The organism is Acinetobacter sp. WC-743 (genome assembly GCF_000335555.1).
Lineage (GTDB): Bacteria > Pseudomonadota > Gammaproteobacteria > Pseudomonadales > Moraxellaceae > Acinetobacter > Acinetobacter bereziniae.
In genome coordinates this window covers 58222-77319 of sequence record NZ_AMFQ01000152.1, presented here as the reverse complement: position 1 = coordinate 77319, position 19098 = coordinate 58222, and the positions used below count along the sequence as shown (strand labels likewise).

Sequence of the window (19098 nt, the reverse complement as noted above, 5' to 3'; positions counted from 1 at the left end):
TAAATCAGATATTGCCTGTCAATATAGGCAATACTGTTCGATTTTTCAATTTTTACCAATTTAGCAAGATTAAAGCACATATCAGATGAATGAAGTTTGACCACAAACTGACTTTTTTACTGAGTCCAGCCTCAAATGAAGTTTTGCTTTGCCCCTTAATCCCAACGTCCATACGGTATAGATTGCCTTTCACTTTCAATTTGTCAATCTCGATAAAAAAACCTATTTTATCTTCATGATAAAATAGGTCATTTTCCAAAACATTCCATCAAATTGAGCAATGAAAATAAATCGTTTTAATCTTGCGTCTCTCTTAATTGATGTTCTCTTAATAACTTTGCCACCCAAAATACCAACAATAAAATTGGGATACCAATTAAGGTGGTCATTAAGAAAAATTTTGGATAGCCAATATTGGTCACAATGGTTCCAGAATATCCACCTAATATTTTAGGCGTTAAGGTCATTAACGAACTAAAAATTGCATATTGAACAGCAGTGAATGACACACTCGTTAAACTAGACAAGAATGCAATAAAGGCAGCACCTGCCAACCCTGAAGCTAAATTATCCACCACAATCGCAAAATACAACCATCCCGAGCTATATTGCTCAATCACCTTACCTTTAATTTCAACAGATGTATTGGTATCTGCTTTCACCACAGGGACAGGTTGAATATCAACGTCAATATCTGCTTTTTTCTCAGTCAATTGATAGCGCTGATCAGTGTAAAGCGATGTTTTTGGATTTTTATAATTGACGACTGCAATGATCGTTTTAGATGCTGATGCTTGTAAATCTTTTCCATCGATCGTCCCACTAAACAAACCATCTTTATCCAGTTTAGCCGGATAAGTTTTAGCATCCAGTTTTAAAGTAATCGGTTTATCTTCTTGGAGATCAGTAAGTTTCAACCCAACTGTTTGACCTTTAATCACAATACTTTGCTTGGACTCGGCAGCAGTTAAGCTATTATCGCTAGTGACTGGAAATAATTTGATTTGGGCAGTACCATTGTCAATTAAATAAGGCACTGTATATTGCTGAGCTACTGTTTGATCTGCTAGAGCGGCATCAATACGTAATGTTTTAGTTTGAACCAAATCTTGGCTTGGTATTGTGACTTTCCAGTACCCCACCTCATCAGGTGTTGCTTGAAAAGTTTTATCGGCAACATGGATTTGAACCGCTTGCATCGGCGCGCCAGACTTCACCAAACCAATAAAAATCAAGTTAGTTGAACTTGCCAGAACAGCTCCAACAAACATTAATTTCATAATGTTCATACGTTGTGCAAGTAATCCACCCAGAAAACCACCCAGTAAGCTAAAAATTACACCATATATTTTAACAGCTTCAGCAATTTGTTCTTTGGTAAAGTTGAGATCTTGATAAAAAACGTTTGAAATAACGCCTGCAATAATGTCTGAAATTCGATAAAAACCAATGAGCAACAATAAAACCAATGCCAACTTTAAACCATAACGTTTAAAAAAGTCTGCGATCGGATTCACCCATGTTTCATAAGCCATCTGTTGATTGACAACCCCCAATCGAATCAACACAGATGCAACAAATACAGCACCAGCACCTGATCCCAAAAACCGTACAGCTTCCATTAAAAATTTAAGAAAACTATCTTCAATTTTCCAAATTGATTGCAGGTATTGAATGAGGTCATCTGAATAAATATAAAAACATACAAAGCTTGCAACCGCTAAAACAAATACGAGAACCAGACGATAATAATCAATATTCTTATAGTGCTTATCAACACGGTTAACCTGTGGTTCACGGATCAAAAGTGTGGTAACTACCCCCACAACCATGACAACAGCCATCGTTAAATATGTGTATTTCCATGCCTCATAAATATAATTGCCTTTTGCTGTTCCTAATGACGCAGCTAAAAACAGTGCACCAGCACCCGCAACAATCATCCCCAAACGGTAACCTGCGTTATAGGTGGATGCCAGTACAGTTTGCATTTCAGTTTCAGCTAACTCGATTCGATAGGCATCGATAACAATATCTTGGGTTGCGGCGGAGAACCCTAGCAATACAGCACCCACAGCCATTTGGTAAATATAACTTTGACCCAATGCTGGATCTGAAAATGCCATAATACAAATTGCACAAATAATCAGTAATTGTGCGATCAACAGCCAAGCTCGTCGACGACCCAATTTTTTCGTTAAAACAGGTACTGGCAGTTCATCAATCAATGGCGCCCAAACAAATTTAAAAGAATAGCCCAAAGCTGCCCAACTAAAAAAAGTAACAGCACTTTTTTCAATTCCAGCCTCTCCCAGCCATAGAGATAAACTCGAAAAAATCAATAAAATCGGAATACCTGCTGAAAAACCAAGAAATAGCATGATTGCAGCGCGGCGGTCTAAAAATGCAGCAAAAGCAGATTTCCATCCATTTTTCGCGGTTAAATTCTGCTCAGACGATTGCTGAGATAGTTGCGTTGTCATTGCGTTGTTATTTTCTGAAAAATGAAATAATGCTATTCAACCTTTTAATGCTTAGAGTTTCAATCACTTTTATGCAACTAAGGTCGCCTTTTACAGATATTTCCGCTATAGATGCTTGATCTTTACCCCCAATCCTGTATACCTTAAAGCTTTCAACCCATATAAGTTTTGGATTTCACCTGTGACCCAAAGACACGATCAATTAAGCTCTACCGCTGTTTCAAATACTCACACTGCAAGCCTAATACAAAAAACTGAAACCCATTTTCCATCTGCTTTTGATCAAACGGAAATTCAAAATACCTTGACACTCACAGCCCTAAAACCTGAACAACTGACGCATATTCCTGATCTCTCCAAGATTCCTTCTTCAACCAGAAGAATCAAACCCTTAAACAATTTTTTGGGTCAAGATCGTGCTAAAGCCTCTGTTGAGGCTGGTATTGCCCTACCTTATTCTGGCTATAATATTTTTGCTGTAGGTACAGCAGGGCTAGGCAAACGTACCATGATTAAACGTTTGCTTCAGCAACATGCTAAAGCGATGCAAACGCCAGATGATTGGGTATATGTCTATAATTTTAAAAATGCACGCCAACCTATTGCATTACGCTTTCAAGCTGGGCAAGCCAACAAATTCCAAACACTGCTACATCAAACTTGGCAAACCATCCTTAAGCAGCTTGAACGTCGTTTTAGTGCAGAAACCTATCATAACCGTATCGAACGCATTCGCCAGATTACAGGCAATGAGCAACAGCTTGCATTAGTTGAACTGACCAAAGAAGGTGAAGATCTCGACTTAAAGCTAGTCAATCGAAACGACGAACATATTTTTGTACCCATCCATGTCAAAGATGACAAAGTATTGGAAATGTCACAAGAAGACATTAATGCACTTGATAGCAAACAACGTGCAGAAATCAACTCCAATATGCGTTATATGGATAAAAAGCTGGAACGCCTCGGTCTGCAATTAGGTGATCTTGAAGATGATGCACGTGATCAAGTTTCTGAACTCAATCGTGATATTGCCAAGCAAGTGGTGCTTCCTCGTATTGAGCAGATTCTCAATAAATTCAAAACTGTGCATGGATTAGAGCAATATTTAAAGCTTTTTGCGGCTGATATTATTGACAATGTTGAGACAATTTTAGATCAAGAAGGCGAAGAGTTTTCTCCATCGCTCTTTAATCGCGTCCCTTCCAGATACCAAGCCAATGTTGTGGTGAGCAACAAACCAAACTCTGGTGCACCTGTAATTTTTGAAGACTTCCCTACCCATTACAATTTACTTGGGCATGTGGAGCAACTCACACAAAACGGAACCATTACCACAGATTTCACGCTGATTCGTCCAGGTTCATTGCACCAAGCCAATGGTGGTTTCTTAATCTTAGAAGCTGAACAACTCTTAGAACAGCCATATGCATGGCAAGGATTAAAACGTGCTTTAAAATCAGGTCAGCTCAAACTGTCATCTTTAGAACATATGCTGACTTTGACAGGAAGTATTTCTATAGAACCTGCTTCAATTCCACTCAACCTTAAAGTAGTTTTACTCGCTGAACCAGAAATATATTATGAAATTTTAGAAGTAGAACCTGAGTTAGGCAGTGTCTTTAAGATTCGTGCAGATTTTACTGATACCTTGCAACGAAATGATGACAATGAACAAGCCTACATGCAGTTGATTGCAGACTATGTTCAACAAGACAAGTTATTACCTTTTGATCGCTCAGCTTTGGCTGCTTTACTTACAGACTCTAGCCGTCAAGCAGAAGACCAAAGTTCTCTGTCATTACATGCATTGACTTTAGGAGATTTGATCCGTGAGTCACACCATCATGCTGTACAATCGGATGAAAAGCTCGTAACCTCACATCACATCAACACAGCGCTCAAACATCGTCAGTATCGCTTAGGTTATTTAAGAGAACTATATTGGCAAGACCTTTCCCGTGGCACACAGCTGATTGAAACGCGTGGGCATCGTTTAGGTCAAATCAATGCCTTATCTGTGATCCAATATGCGGATGTTGAATTTGGCTTACCATCACGTTTAACTGCTTCAGTATACCAAGGTGGTGGTGATATTCTTGATATTGAGCGTAGTGTTGAATTAGGCGGCTCTTTACATGCAAAAGGCGTTTTGCTCATGTCCAGCTTCCTTAAAGCGCACTTTGGACGTGAACAAATCCTTCACTTCTCTGCGGCACTTGCCTTTGAGCAAAGTTATGGACAAGTCGATGGTGACAGCGCTACGGTTGCTGAGTTGTCAGCTTTAATCTCTGCAATTTGCCAATTGCCAATTGATCAATCTTGGGCAATTACAGGTTCAATGAACCAATTGGGTCAAGTACAACCTATCGGTGGGGTTAACGCAAAAATCGAAGGTTTCTTTGATGCATGTAAACTGCAAGGTTTGACTGGAAAGCAAGGCGTCATTATTCCACGTCAAAATATGCAACATTTAATGCTACGTCAAGACGTTATAGATGCAGTAAATCAAAATCAATTCCATATTCATGCCATAGACACGATTGATCAGGCATTGGAAATTTTAATGGCTCGTCCAGTCGGCAGTTTGGATAAAAAGGGACGTTATACCAAAGGTTCTATCTATGCTGCTGTGATGGCTCAACTTGAATATTGGCAAGCACTTGAGGATGGTGTTGAAATCGAAGAAAAACCAAAGAAAAAGAAAAAAAAGAAGGATAAAAAAGCCAAGAAAGTTGAGATTGACCCTGCATTATTAACTGAAGATGCCGCAGACCTTGTAACTCAGCAAAATAAATGCAAGTAAAACCTATACAAGCTAAGCTTGGTGAAGCCCCTAAATTGGGGCTTCATCTATTATTGTATTTTGCAACATTAGGCAATAAAAAAGCACCTTACGGTGCTTTCTTTGCATCAGTGGCTTATTTTGCTTCTGGTGCTGGGCTATATTGTTCAATCAATGGTTTTAATTCACCATTTTGGAACATTTCTAGCATGATATCGCTACCGCCAATCAACTCACCATTGATCCACAATTGTGGGAATGTAGGCCAATTTGCAATTTGTGGCAAAGTTGCACGAATATCTGGATTTTCCAAGATATTTACATAAGCAAATGGACGACCAATTTGGCTAAGTGCCTCTACTGCACGAGCAGAGAAACCACATTGTGGGAATTGTGGTGTACCTTTCATATAAAGAAGTACAGCATGTTTAGCAATTTGGTCGCGAATTAACGCTTCTGTATCACGCGCTTGTTCAGTCATTGATTAAATCCTCAACTCATCTGCCTGCATTATACCTAAATCCACAATAAAGAGTATGTCTAGACGATTATTTCCAATTTTATTTACATTTAGGCTTTAAATCTTCCGCATATTTTGGTTAGATAATCCTTTCTTTTCCCTCCTAACAGATAAGAGTTAGTCATGAACAACATTACCCTTGCTCCGGTACAAACTGATCAACCTTCACATTTGATGCCTGTATTCAGCCGTCAACCGATCAGCTTTGTTCGAGGGCGAGGTTCTTATCTTTATACTGAGGATGGAACTGAATATCTTGATGCATTAACAGGTATCGCTGTCTGTGGTCTTGGTCATGCACATCCTGTATTGGCTGAGGCAATCGCTGAACAAGCTGCAACACTTATCCATACCAGTAATATTTATGAAGTCCCTTGGCAAACAGCAGCTGCACAAAAGCTGGCTGAAGTTTCAGGTATGGAAGAAATCTTTTTCTCAAATAGTGGTGCTGAATCCAATGAAGGTGCAATTAAAATTGCGCGCAAATTTGGTCACTTACAAGGCATCGCCAATCCTAAAATTATTGTAGCAGATCATTCATTTCATGGTCGTACACTTGCCACACTCTCTGCCACAGGCAATAAGAAAGTACAAGAAGGTTTTGCACCTTTGGTTGATGGTTTCATTCGTGTACCTTTTGGAGATGTAGAAGCGATTGAAGAAGCAGCAATTAATCATCCTGATATTGTGGCAATTCTGGTTGAACCGATTCAAGGCGAAGGTGGTGTAAATACTGCCCCTCAAGGCTTTAGTTATCTTGAAGATATTCGTGCTATTTGTAACCAACACAATTGGTTAATGATGTTAGATGAAGTGCAGACTGGTAATGGTCGTACTGGTCAATATTTTGCTTATCAACACACCAATATTGTTCCTGATGTTTTAACTACGGCAAAAGGTCTAGGCAATGGTTTCCCGATTGGTGCAGTAATGACTCAGGGTCGTGGTGTTGGTGTTTTGACTGCTGGAAATCATGGTTCGACTTATAGCGGTACACATTTAGGTTCACGTATTGTGTATACCGTGATTGATTTAATCCAAAAAGAAAATATCATGTCCAATGTGAATGAAATTGGTACTTATTTGGTGGATCAGTTCCGTATTCAGCTTGCAGCACAAAATGTGATTGTCCGTGGTTTCGGTATGATGATTGGGATTGAACTTCCAAAAGACTGTGGTGAATTGGTGAATATTGCTCGTGATGAACATCATTTAATTATCAATGTGACTTCTGGCAATGTTGTTCGCCTATTACCTGCATTAAATATGAATCGCCAACAAGCTGATGACCTCCTACAACGCTTAGTTCCTGCAATTCAGAAATTTCTTGGATAAGACTGTTTTTAAATATCATTTAAGGAGATTAAGTTGATGATCTCCTTAAATCCAAATTTCAAATATAGAAAAGCCGCTTTAAAGCGGCTTTTTTATTCAAACTTATTAGAACTTGGGCTTTTAAGAAGCTTCTTGGAAAATTCTGCCACCAGGTAACTGGCTAAAATATTGTTTTAAAGCATCCAAACAGCGGTGAATTTTCATCGGTTGCTGTTCACGCTTTAAAGTAACTGCACTTAGCGTGAAAGTTGGTAGTTTCCATTCAGGAAGCACTTCAACCAAAGTACCGTTCATCAATTCTTTTTGTACATCTAAATAAAGAATACGTGCAATCCCATGTCCGTGTTGGCACAATGATTTTGCAACAAATACGTTATTTGTTTGAAGACGATGCTTCATTTCTAAATTTACAACTTCACCTGTTGCACTATGCTGAAATGAAAAATGTTGATAATTTTTCATAATATTCACAGGAATCAAATCATGATTCTGTAAATCTTCAGGTCGTGAAATGGGCACAGTCTGATTTAAGTAGCTTGGCGATGCGACTAAGATTTGATCTACTCTCGCAAGTGGCGTACAACTTAAATTATTCGCATCTTCCATTTTAGAAGACATACGAATTGCAATATCTATGCGTTCCTCGATTAAATCGATATATTGGTTATCCGCTTCAAAATGAACCATCAAACCACGATGCGCAGACATCCAATGTGATAATGCAGGCACAACATGTGTAGCACCTATTTCCGGGGTGGTCGCTATGCGTAAATCACCGACTAAATCGTCTCGCAACTCATTAATACGGATTTTTCCACGCTCAGCCGCAGCGAGCATTTCTTGACAGCTGTGGAAAAAAGCTTGACCAGCTTCAGTTAGACTCAGCTTTCGTGTAGAACGATGTAGAAGTGTAACTTCCATCTCTTGTTCTAAAGATCTAATTTGCTGACTAACCGCACTAGTTGTAATGCCAAGATCACGCGCGGCACCACTAAAAGAGCTTTTTTCAACAACGCAAGCAAAGACACCCATTGCTCGAAGTTGATCTAACATAAATTTCCCTCTGAAATTATGAGCTGCTTCACATTTTTTATTTAAAGCAACTCATTGTATTATACGAAGAAAATTACATTTTGCATTAAAATATTTAATTTATTGGTAAAATATTTGCAGGATTGATAGGTTTTCCGTCCAAACGCACTTGGAATTCCAGCATTGTGCTTGTCGCACCAGAAGATCCCATCTCTGCAATCTTCTGTCCTGCGGTCACATTTTGACCACTTTTTACCAACATTTTACTATTATGTGCATATGCAGTAATGTAACCATCAATATGTTTCACCAAGACAAGGTTACCATATTCTTTCAATCCATCTGCAGCATAAACTACCTGTCCATCTGCTGCAGCAAAGATAGGATCGCCTTGATTTCCACCAAAACGCAATCCCTTAATATTATTCGCAAGATTATAACTTGCAATCACAGGTCCTGTAGACGGTTTAACCCATCTTAAACGAGTAGATTGTACTGTCGTTGTTGTTTGAGCTGGCACTGTTGTGACAGACGGTACTTTTGTTGTTACAGACGGTGATGTTGTCGTTTGCTGCGTCGGCAACTTAATGGTTTGGCGTTGAATTTGTGGCTCATTGTTTGTCAAAGCTTTAGTTGTTGAACGGTTAGCATTCGCCCCACCCTTTTTCAAACGCAATGACTGTCCAACATAAATTCGATATGGCGCAGCAATATCATTCATTTCAGCTACACTTAAATAACTCAAACCGTAACGCATAGCGATGCCGCTAAGCGTATCACCCGAACGTACAGTATAATACTCTGGTGCAACTGCATAACGTGTTGGATTATTAATCTGTGGCTTCGATGCACAACCAGTAACAAGTATTGTAGAAGTAATGGCAACTGAGGATAAAATGATTTTTACCCATCGCTTAGGCATTTGAATATAAAGCTTTGATCGAGCCAAAAGCATTGATTTCCCTCTCTACAATCTTAAATTTAAAAATATTTGCTTAAGATTAGCAAAAAACACACTTATTTCACTGTTTCGCAGTGCTTTTTCACAAACTTATAACACTCACACATCAAAATGACTATGTGAGAGCTGAGATTGTAAAGTTTCCAAGATTCCATAGTTGGTCGCATCCATTTGAATCGGTGTGATACTGACAAAACCATTGGCGATAGCAAAAAAATCTGACTGGATATGCTGTAAGTTCTTTTTAGGGTCTGTAACCGCCTCGCCTGCCAAGCCAATCCAATACACTTGACGACCACGCGGATCAACCTGACTGGTGATTGGTTTTGACTGTACCCGTCGCCCTTGATAGGTAATCTGAGCGCCCTGAATTTCAGCAACATCCGGGATATTAATATTTAAAATATGTCGCGGTGGTAGCTGTGGTAGTCCTTGAGCAATAAATGTGTAAACCCACTGTGCTGCTTGTGCATAATCATCAGCACGCTCATAAGCCCGAACATTACTACCTGCTAATGAAACTGCGATTGCAGGTAACGTCATCAAACGCCCCTCAAATGCAGCACCTACTGTTCCAGAATAAAGTACATCATCTCCTAGATTCGCTCCGCTGTTGATACCACTGACCACCAAATCAAATTCAAAATCAAATAAACCATTCATTGATAAATAAACACAATCAGCAGGAGTGCCATTGACTGCCCACATATCTGGAGCAACTTGGATCGGACGTAATGGTCGATCTAAGGTTAAGGCGCTAGAATAACCGCTACGTTCACTTTCAGGTGCAACAATTACAACACGTCCTAGCGGTCTTAATGCTTTTGCTAAAGCTTGGATACCTGGTGCAAATACACCATCGTCATTGGCAATTAAAATATTCACTCAAAAACTTCTCTTAATAACAGTATGAATTCATGATTTCTTTATCTAACAATGTATCAATTCATTTTAAAACATACACTAAATTGTATAACACTCAATGCTTATGACTTAAAGTCTCCATTCCTACAAATCTGTTGTTAAAAAGAAATCCTTCTTGAAATTATAGACCAAATCATTTAACGCGCTCACTTAAAGCAATTAATTTCTCAATCAGGTCATTTTAAAAATATCAAGTCTCGGCACATTCAGGTTATCAACCTATTCACTTACATCTTCTAAAGGTTATCTTGACACTCTTCAATAAATTACCACCCAATTTCACATAAATTATGTCATGACTGTTGAGTAATTTAATACAAATTTATTCAGCAATTATATATAGTTACTCACTCAACTTTAAATTAAATTTGTGACTAAAAAGATGATTACACGTTCTCTTACTCGTACAATTTCTATTGCATTCATCACACTTTGCACACACACTGCATTTGCAGAAGGCTTAACCACTCAAGAGGCTGATCTCTTAGCCAAAGAAGATATTGCAGCTACACAGGTACTTGCTGAAGTCTGCCCGTCACTGATTGGAAATAATGCTACATTCCAAAGTAAGATTGATACATTAACGCAAACTTTATTGAAAGATTTATCTAAAACAACAACTTTAGATCAACTTAAACTAGATCCTGAATATCAATCAGTTTTTAAAGAAGCACAATCAAATGCCAAAGAAGTAGACCAAGCCGAACACAAAGCTGTCTGTAATGATGTACTTGAACTCAAACACTAAAAATAAAAATGAGGATAAGAGATGTTAAAAACATTTTTTTAACATCTTTTTAAAATACTCTTTTGCGAAAAATTCAAATAAATCTACAACATCAATACATTTTATCTATATTTTTGACTGTTTTTACGTTTACTCTATGCCTCTTGTTAAGAGAAATAATTGATTAGGTCCATCATGCGTATGACTTTAAAAATGCTTACATTAAGCCTTGTTTCAGCCAGTGGTTTATTTATGACTCATGCTTTTGCAGCACCTAAAGACGCAGCTTCGCATGAACAGAATATTGAAGTCACACAACAACAAGTCTCTAAAGAAGAACTTGCAGCAATTTATGTACTTTCTGATATTTGCCCGAGCTTGATTAAAACTGATGCTGCATTTGATAAAGGTTTCAATCACTTATTGAAAGATTACATGCCAAATGACAAGAACCCGAAAGAAGCTTTAAAAACTTTAGCCAAACAAAAGGATTTTCAACGTGCTTTGAAAGAAGCCAAAGCTGACGCCAAGAAAGCTGGAGATACTGAAAATACTGCGATTTGTAACGACATTAGTCGCTACGGTGCATAATCATGGTGCAATTTATTAGACAAATAATGAAATAGTTACAATAAGTAAGAAATAAGCCGACTTTCTGTATAGAAGTCGGCTTTGCTTTGTCCTAAAATGCTAGCCTGTTTGTGCTCATATAACGATTGGAACGACCTAGAATGACCCCAAAAAGCGCCATTGCTGCATTATTACTTTTACCTTCATTTTCTTATGCAGCAACCGTCTTAACAACTCCGCCAGAATTAAATAATAAATCTTACGTCTTAATGGACTATGAGACAGGTCAAATTCTTGCTTCGAAGAATGAAAATGAAAAACTAGCACCTGCTTCGATGACCAAAATGATGACCAGTTACATCATTGAGCAAAAACTCCTCAAAGGTGAACTGACTGAAAATGAAAAAGTTCGCATGAATGAGTCCGCTTGGTGTCGAGGAAGTAGCACTGAATCTTGTATGTATGTTCCGCTCAATGGTACTGCAACAGTTTTAGAAATGTTACGCGGTATTATTATCCAATCGGGTAATGATGCTTCCAAAGCGATGGCTGAACACATTTCTGGCAATGAAGGTTCATTTGCTTATGTCATGAATCAAGAAGCTAAACGTGTCGGCATGACCAATACTCACTTCATCAATGCAACAGGTATGCCTGCTGACGGTCATTACTCCACTGCAAAAGATATGGCTGTTTTAGCCAAACATATCATTCATGACAGCTCAAAATACTACCCAATTTATTCTGAAAAAGAATTTACCTTTAATGGTATCAAACAAGGTAACCGAAATGCCTTACTTTATACCGACCCAAGTGTGGATGGTTTAAAAACAGGTCACACCAATGAAGCAGGTTTCTGTTTAACCACTTCTTCTAAACGTGGTCCAATGCGTTTGATTTCTGTGATTTTTGGTGCCCCATCAATGAATGAGCGTGCCAATCAAACACGCTCACTGCTTTCTTGGGGATATTCAAACTTTGAAACTGTGAGTGTTCATCCTGCAAATCAAGTTCTTGCTAAAGCTAAAGTTTATTTTGGTAAAGAAAATGATGTTCAAATTGGTTTAGCTGAAAACTTCAATGTGACTATGCCAAAAGGTCAGGCGAATGCCATCAAAACACAAGTCACAGTTCAACCAAACTTGAATGCACCATTAAAACAAGGTCAGGTTGTCGGTAAACTTACGGCAACATTGGATGGCAAAGTTATTGCTGAAAAACCTTTAGTGGCATTAAAAGCAGTGGAAGAAGCAGGTTTCTTCTCTCGATTGATTGATCACATCAAAATGTTCTTTAGCAACTTATTTTAATTTATTTGTGAAAGTCTAATTCAACTTTACTGATTAGACTAAAGCACAGGCATCCTGATCGAAGATTAGGATGCCTTTTTATTTTATACTGTGATGACGGTTTTTAAGTTTTAAGCTTTGATAAGGACGCCAACATGAAAAAGAATATCCGTACGTATTTACAACATCATCCTAAAATTGACTCGACCTGCTACATTGATGATTTATCTGTGATAATCGGTGAAGTCAGTTTAGCTGAAAATGTTTCGGTATGGCCTTTTGCTGTAATTCGTGGTGATGTTAATCACATTAAAATTGGTCGAAATTCCAATGTGCAAGACCATTGCATGCTACACGTCAGCCATAAAAATGATGCAAAACCTAATGGTTCACCATTGATCATTGGTGAAGATGTCACTATCGGGCATCATGTGACCTTACATGGTTGCCAAATAGGCAATCGAGTTCTCGTTGGAATCAACAGTATTGTGCTGGATGATGTGATCATCGAAGATGACGTAATGATTGGTGCAGGCTCATTGGTTCCACCACGTAAACGCTTAGAAAGCGGTTATTTATATGTAGGCAGTCCTGTACAAAAAGTGCGCCCATTAACAGACAAAGAAAAAGAATTTTTGCCTTATTCTGCAAGGCATTATGTGAAAGTAGCGAATAATTATATTGATGAATTGAATTAAAATTAAATCTACTGCTTTATCAAGGAGATCATGCTTTGATAAAGCAATTATGACTTCAATTTGTTCAAGATTTAAATCATCCCAAATCTGATGTTCAGATAAATAAATCCCAGCATCTTTAAAAAGATTATCCATATCCCTTAAAGTGCTTTGTTTTAAGCTAAGTTGATTCTCTAAAAAGCCAATCATAGCTTGTGTTTGTATGTGTAAAATACCTTATTTTTGCCCTAACTATAAGCTCTACTTGCGCTAAAAATACTCGCTTTCCAATTGACCAAGCCAATACGTTAGATATTTCATTTTTCCAAAAACTGGAAATTCTTGTATATTTGTATGTGAAAAAATCGCAACTCATTTATAACCACATAATTTTCAATATTATTTTTAACGTGACACGTCGAGGAAATTTCCAAATATCCAGATAAATGGGTTTTAATTTCAGCTAAATCAAGTGAAATTAAAACCCAATTTGATCAATATAAAGTGCTTATTCATTCACTTTATAGTATTTACTTAACTCTTCAAACACAGGCGCTTTCACATTATCTTTCACGATATAACGTTTAATTACACCCTGATCTGTATGAATTTCCATAAAGACATTTTCTGAGCCTCTGAAATCAACCATCATATTCACAGGAACTAAAACACTGTTACGTGAACGATTGGCTTTAAATGCAAAATCAATTTCAGTAGGTCCAATCACATTAAATGAATGACTTTTCACCCCATCACTAAATACAACTTTTTCAATATTATATTTGGTGTATGCGCTGTTTAAACTCAGTTTAACTTTTAGAATGTCTTTATGTGCTTCGTTCCATGCCACTGTCACAATCGGGCAAATTTCACTTGGCTGACAGATTAATAAGCCTTGAGTACCCACATTTGAATTCGCATTATTAGGATTTGAAGCACATCCTGCGATAAGCAATGCACTCAAAGGAATGTACCAAAGTTTCTTCATCATGTTTTTTATATCCTATTGGATGCCCAGAAATTGGAATGGTTGAGCGACCTTAAAAGAAGAATTAGCCTTACCTGCATACACTTTCGCTTGGTCAGCACCCAACTCAAGCTTTCTGGTTTGACCATCTTTAAAATCAATCTCCTTTAAGTCTACCCAAAAAACATTAGGTGATACAGCAGATTCAAAGAAATATAGTCCTCGTTTATGATCTACAACGGTTCGCCAGCGTGTAGACGAAATATTCGGCTCCTCTTCAGTATTGAGTCCAAAAGGAACTGAGGTATTACGGATCACACTAAATACGCTGGCTAATGAATGTTCCGGAGAGGCATTTTTAGGGATGGCATTGATATAAAACGATGCTCTTGCAAATCGATCTGCAGCACGATTTGTCCCTGGTAACATCGTTGTTCCACCAATCTGTTTCCAGTAAGTATTCAATGCAAGCTGTTGATCAAAGGTAGGAGAGTTCGTCATGACTTGATATTGACGATTATGATGAATGACTTGCTTACCGCCAATATATTCTATAATAGCACTGTCACCAGTCGAATCAGAAATAGATAAATGTAGCGTTGCTAAACGTTTCTCTCCTGGCACTTGATCTGTGACAATCATGAATGGCTCTTTTTCTAAGGCTTGTATCGCCTCATTAACTGTTGCGTAGTTATCCAATACATACTGCGCCCATAGTGAAATACTGAGCGGTGGTTTTTTATTGTTTTTTACATCTGGATATTCCGACTCCACCAACCACAGCAAATTTGCTACTAACCCTTTTTCATTGACGCCATCAGTTGTAGAAATATCATACCCAGTAGCCACAACACTGCCATATTTCGATGTCCACTGAATTGACTTTGGTCCAGCCATTCCAGTGCGTTTAACATTATTCGGTAAAATCCATAGATTTGTTCCAACATCGCTTTTCCAATCCATCGAACGTGCTGTCATCACATCATTATTGCCAAGATACACAACACGAGTACATGCAGTTGCCACCTCAGCAGCGACCAAAAGCCCTGCTGCAAACAACACTTTTTTTATTGCCTTATTCATGATTAAACCCTCTTAGAAAATTGGTAGATTGATCCCTATCACAGGACCTTGCTGACAAACATCCCAGTGAAAATTATTCGATTTATGATCTTGTTCAAAGTAACGATAGCCTGCGCGTAAATTGAAATTTCGATGAAAAACAGGAATCCGATAACCTAGATATGCATGTGCAACAGTGGTGTTTTCAGTGCCAACTGTGAATTCTGCTGCTAAATTCCAAGGCGAGTCGAAATTGTATTTAAATCGTGATCCCCAAAAAAACTCTGTCCACTTTGCATCTGCTGCCAGTGTTTGATTAAACGCTCCAAGTGTTGCTTCTGCCTGAGTTCGATGTAAACCAAGTGTAGGTTCTACAATAAACTTTGCCTGTTGTTGCGATGTTGTTTCGGTTGAGACATAGGCTTGATAATACACCCCGTAACTACTTTGATTGAGCTTAGTGCTCAATGCGACGGGGATATTGATTGCGCTTTTTTCCTGAGATGTTTTGACATACTGGTGATCTGCATAAAGCCCCCAGTTGCCTTTACTCAAATCCACATGCCCCATAAAGGATTGATCAAGCGCCTTGACTATTTCTTTAAATGGCTGATCGATATCGTATTTTATTTTACCCTTTTGGATATTCCCATCCACATCTGCAGCAAATACATAGAGATTAAGATTAAGTTTTACAGGTCCTTGAAATGTATCTGAGAAAGTGTCAGCGAGTGTTGCTTGATTTAAAAGCAAACCGATCAGAAAAAATAAGTATTTGTTTGTTTTCATCAATACCCTCTTTATAGATATTTTTTATCATGTGTTTTAATAAGCATTGCGTTTAAATATGAACCTTAATCACATAAAGAATCAAGGGAATTAAGTATTAAAAAATAAATAATCTAATAAAATTTAGTTTATTCCCACTGACAATATTTTAAAATAAAAATATAAATTAATGACTTACAACAAGAACGTCGTGAAAAATATTTTTTATGAACTATACCCCTTAAAAAAGAAAAATAACTTTTTAATTAATTTTTACAGTGGATTTATTAAATTAAACAATACTCTTGATGACATTCAATGTTCTGCTCATCTCGGTACTTATATTGAAATAAGTCATACATTACCAATCAATAGATTCGCCCAATTAGGTGGATATACTTTACCCCCATTGCTCAAAGAAAAAGCCTTGAACATAGCCACCAAGCTGAAAATTTTGTAGAATAATGCTTTATCTCCCATGGTGCTGATTATGAGCTCTTGGTCTCCACATGTAACGGTCGCAACTGTTGTTGAAAAAGATGGAAAATTCCTGTTTGTAGAAGAACATACAGAAGGTGTTAGTCATACTGTTTTTAACCAGCCTGCTGGACATGTAGAGCGCGATGAAACCATTATTCAAGCTGCTATACGTGAAACAATGGAAGAAACAGGATATGCGATTGAGGTTGATTCTCTAGTTGGCATCTATACCTACACTCCGCCCATGTTTCCAGATCGTACTTATTTTAGATTCTGCTTCTTAGCCCATATCACAGAATACTTCCCTGATGCTCAACTTGATACTGGAATTATTGGTCCGCAATGGATGAGCCTTGAAGAATTACTTGATTCTGCACGTGCCAGAAGCCCTCTTGTGATTAAAGCTGTACAAGACGCATTATCTGGGCAAAAATACCCACTTTCGCTCATCTATGAGCACCAAAACTCTCCTTTAATTTCAAACTTGGATGCCTAATCCTATGCAACAACGTGTCATCGTCGGTATGTCTGGTGGTGTAGATTCATCTGTTTCTGCTGCGCTTTTACTTCAACAAGGATATCAAGTTGAAGGTCTTTTCATGAAAAATTGGGAAGAAGATGATGGTACGGAATACTGCACAGCTATGGAAGATCTTGCTGATGCACAAGCGGTCTGTGACAAAATTGGCATCAAATTACATACTGCCAACTTTGCCATGGAATATTGGGATCGTGTTTTTGAGCACTTTTTAGCGGAATATGCTGCTGGTCGTACCCCGAATCCAGATATTTTATGCAATAAAGAAATTAAATTTCGTGCCTTCCTCGACCACGCTGTAAGCTTAGGTGCTGATTTTATTGCGACTGGACATTATTGCCGTCGTGGAGAAACAGCGACCAATAGCAAAGGCGATCAATATGCACCTTTACTCCGTGGTGTAGATAATAATAAAGACCAAACTTATTTTCTGCATGCTGTTCATGGTCGTGAAATCAACAAAACATTATTCCCTGTGGGTGAGATTGAAAAGCCTCAAGTCCGCAAGATTGCTGAAGAACTTGGTTTGGTAACTGCAAAGAAAAAAGATTCAACAGGTATTTGTTTCATTGGTGAACGCCGTTTTAATGACTTCTTAAAACAATATTTACCTGCACAACCGGGAAAAATTGTTTTAGATTCTGGAAAAGAGGTTGGTGATCATCACGGCTTAATGTACTATACGCTCGGTCAACGAGGTGGTATTGGTCTTGGTGGATTAAAAGGTGCCGAAGAAGGCGCGTGGTTTGTTCTACATAAGGACCTTGAAGGCAACCGTCTTGTCGTTGGTCAAGGTCACGAACATCCATTGATGCAAAGCACCGTTTTATGGTCTGAAGCAATTGATTGGGTTGCTGGAGAGCAAGAGATTTCTGAATCAGGTTTCCGATGCACGGCAAAAACTCGATACCGCCAACCAGATCAAGCATGTACAATTTATAAAGACAGCAATACACCAAGTGGTGTACGTGTCGAATTTGATGAACCACAACGTGCCGTTACACCGGGACAAAGTGTTGTTTTTTATGTTGATGAAGTTTGTTTAGGTGGTGGGGTGATTCATCATACCAATGCACCAAAACCAGACTTTATCGAGTCATGATTAAACATTATTTAAAGGAATTTAGGCATGGTTGAGTTGCCCTTTCAACAGCCTCAGACTTTGAATCAACGCCAAAATCGAGCTTTGGCGTTAGCGGCTGTGTTTCAAGCAACACAGCTGACCCATATGACGGCTATGACTGGTCGTCAAAGCATCGGGGAAAGTGGCAATTTTTATTTTGAACAATTGATTAAAGCCAGTCTCAATATACGCCCTTCAGACAATCAGTCTGGTCAAACCTTAGATTTTTTTAATCAATTGGCTGATATCTCTTTAGGTTTAAAGGCATTAGAAAGCAGCATCACTCAGCCCTTTTCCACCTCACCCAAATCCAGAATTCCCAAGTTAGCCAGTGCAAAACTGCCAATGTCATATGCAATGTCATTGTTAGCATTAGAAAAAAAAGTCTATAGCAACCCAAAATTCGTAGAAATTATTCATCAATCCCAGCAAAAAATTTTAAAACAGTTGTCCTTCTTCGATAATAACTACTTACACCCGAGTATTATTGCCAACTTAGCACAAGCATATGTCGACACTGCTGGTCAAATTAATCCAAGAATTTTGGTGCGGGGTAATGCAGAAGCATTTAAAGATACTGCACACACCAATCGTATTCGCGCAAGTTTATTTACAGGTTTACAGATGGCTCACCTATGGCGTCAATTAGGTGGTAGTTCATGGAATATGATCTTTAGCAAACGTAAACTTCTTCAAGATATTCAGGATCTTGCTCGATTACAATATCAGGTTGTGTAATTTGATATTGATCGAGTTTCGGTTTTACACAGGGTCATGTTGATATTTTATAGATGGTTTTAACATTGAGTATTTGTAAAATATAAATATGACCTATATTCCAAAGTTTAAGGAATCTT

At 38.1% G+C, this 19098-nt stretch carries 17 protein-coding genes; 9 read left to right on the top strand and 8 right to left on the bottom strand.

The features are described 5' to 3' along the window. Nucleotides 1-296: 296 nt before the first annotated feature. Nucleotides 297-2483, bottom strand: a complete 2187-nt coding sequence (locus tag ACINWC743_RS23350; RefSeq protein ID WP_009587215.1) for an AmpG family muropeptide MFS transporter — start codon at nt 2481-2483, stop codon at nt 297-299. Between the two features lie 181 nt (nt 2484-2664). Between ACINWC743_RS23350 and ACINWC743_RS23345 the strand changes: the two genes are divergently transcribed. Beyond that, nucleotides 2665-5289, top strand: coding sequence for a Lon protease family protein (locus tag ACINWC743_RS23345; RefSeq protein WP_009587249.1), 2625 nt, complete (start codon nt 2665-2667; stop codon nt 5287-5289). 115 nt (nt 5290-5404) lie between these two features. On the opposite strand, the gene grxD is transcribed toward ACINWC743_RS23345, so the two are convergent. Next, nucleotides 5405-5749 (bottom strand): Grx4 family monothiol glutaredoxin, encoded by a 345-nt coding sequence (gene grxD / locus ACINWC743_RS23340; RefSeq protein ID WP_004831217.1) that lies wholly within the window; start codon nt 5747-5749, stop codon nt 5405-5407. A gap of 162 nt (nt 5750-5911) precedes the next feature. Between grxD and ACINWC743_RS23335 the strand changes: the two genes are divergently transcribed. Then, nucleotides 5912-7123 (top strand): aspartate aminotransferase family protein, encoded by a 1212-nt coding sequence (locus ACINWC743_RS23335; RefSeq protein ID WP_009587226.1) that lies wholly within the window; start codon nt 5912-5914, stop codon nt 7121-7123. A gap of 120 nt (nt 7124-7243) precedes the next feature. Here ACINWC743_RS23335 and ACINWC743_RS23330 read toward each other — a convergent pair whose 3' ends face one another. The 3 genes from ACINWC743_RS23330 to surE form a co-directional block, all read right to left on the bottom strand. After that, the gene (locus ACINWC743_RS23330) at nt 7244-8176 is read right to left on the bottom strand and encodes a LysR family transcriptional regulator (RefSeq protein WP_004831219.1); all 933 of its coding nucleotides are present in this window, start codon (nt 8174-8176) and stop codon (nt 7244-7246) included. Nucleotides 8177-8270: 94 nt separating this feature from the next. Continuing rightward, nucleotides 8271-9110: a peptidoglycan DD-metalloendopeptidase family protein gene (locus ACINWC743_RS23325; protein WP_004831220.1), complete on the bottom strand. Its 840-nt coding sequence runs from the start codon at nt 9108-9110 to the stop codon at nt 8271-8273. 105 nt (nt 9111-9215) lie between these two features. Then, entirely contained in the window at nt 9216-10001 is a 786-nt protein-coding gene (surE, locus tag ACINWC743_RS23320; protein WP_004831222.1) for a 5'/3'-nucleotidase SurE, read from the bottom strand. A 421-nt stretch (nt 10002-10422) separates the two neighbouring features. Here surE and ACINWC743_RS23315 point away from each other — a divergent pair, with 421 nt between their 5' ends. The 4 genes from ACINWC743_RS23315 (at nt 10423) to ACINWC743_RS23300 (ending at nt 13324) form a co-directional block, all read left to right on the top strand. Continuing rightward, nucleotides 10423-10788, top strand: coding sequence for an MCR_0457 family protein (locus tag ACINWC743_RS23315; protein ID WP_009587230.1), 366 nt, complete (start codon nt 10423-10425; stop codon nt 10786-10788). 174 nt (nt 10789-10962) lie between these two features. After that, a complete protein-coding gene (locus ACINWC743_RS23310; protein WP_004831224.1) occupies nt 10963-11358 on the top strand; it encodes an MCR_0457 family protein in 396 nt (131 codons plus the stop codon). A 140-nt stretch (nt 11359-11498) separates the two neighbouring features. Continuing rightward, a complete protein-coding gene (dacC, locus tag ACINWC743_RS23305; protein WP_004831225.1) occupies nt 11499-12647 on the top strand; it encodes a D-alanyl-D-alanine carboxypeptidase PBP5/6 in 1149 nt (382 codons plus the stop codon). A gap of 134 nt (nt 12648-12781) precedes the next feature. Next, on the top strand, nt 12782-13324 hold the full coding sequence (locus ACINWC743_RS23300) for a gamma carbonic anhydrase family protein (RefSeq protein WP_009587260.1): 543 nt from the start codon (nt 12782-12784) through the stop codon (nt 13322-13324). 487 nt (nt 13325-13811) lie between these two features. On the opposite strand, the gene ACINWC743_RS23295 is transcribed toward ACINWC743_RS23300, so the two are convergent. From ACINWC743_RS23295 to ACINWC743_RS23285, 3 genes are read right to left on the bottom strand one after another with little or no spacing between them, the layout of a single operon-like run. Next, nucleotides 13812-14294 carry a hypothetical protein gene (locus ACINWC743_RS23295; protein WP_004831228.1) on the bottom strand — a complete coding sequence of 161 codons (483 nt, stop codon included), beginning with the start codon at nt 14292-14294 and terminating at the stop codon, nt 13812-13814. Between the two features lie 12 nt (nt 14295-14306). Continuing rightward, complete coding sequence (locus ACINWC743_RS23290; RefSeq protein ID WP_004831230.1) at nt 14307-15353, bottom strand: linear amide C-N hydrolase; 1047 nt, start codon at nt 15351-15353, stop codon at nt 14307-14309. 12 nt (nt 15354-15365) lie between these two features. Next, nucleotides 15366-16121 (bottom strand): hypothetical protein, encoded by a 756-nt coding sequence (locus ACINWC743_RS23285; protein WP_009587256.1) that lies wholly within the window; start codon nt 16119-16121, stop codon nt 15366-15368. Between the two features lie 469 nt (nt 16122-16590). Between ACINWC743_RS23285 and ACINWC743_RS23280 the strand changes: the two genes are divergently transcribed. Genes ACINWC743_RS23280 through hflD form a run of 3 tightly spaced genes read left to right on the top strand, consistent with a single transcriptional unit; the run spans nt 16591 to nt 18979 of the window. Further along, nucleotides 16591-17076 (top strand): NUDIX hydrolase, encoded by a 486-nt coding sequence (locus tag ACINWC743_RS23280; protein ID WP_009587264.1) that lies wholly within the window; start codon nt 16591-16593, stop codon nt 17074-17076. A 4-nt stretch (nt 17077-17080) separates the two neighbouring features. After that, on the top strand, nt 17081-18220 hold the full coding sequence (gene mnmA / locus ACINWC743_RS23275) for a tRNA 2-thiouridine(34) synthase MnmA (RefSeq protein WP_004831234.1): 1140 nt from the start codon (nt 17081-17083) through the stop codon (nt 18218-18220). A 27-nt stretch (nt 18221-18247) separates the two neighbouring features. After that, nucleotides 18248-18979: a high frequency lysogenization protein HflD gene (gene hflD / locus ACINWC743_RS23270; RefSeq protein WP_004831235.1), complete on the top strand. Its 732-nt coding sequence runs from the start codon at nt 18248-18250 to the stop codon at nt 18977-18979. The last annotated feature ends 119 nt before the right edge of the window (nt 18980-19098 follow it).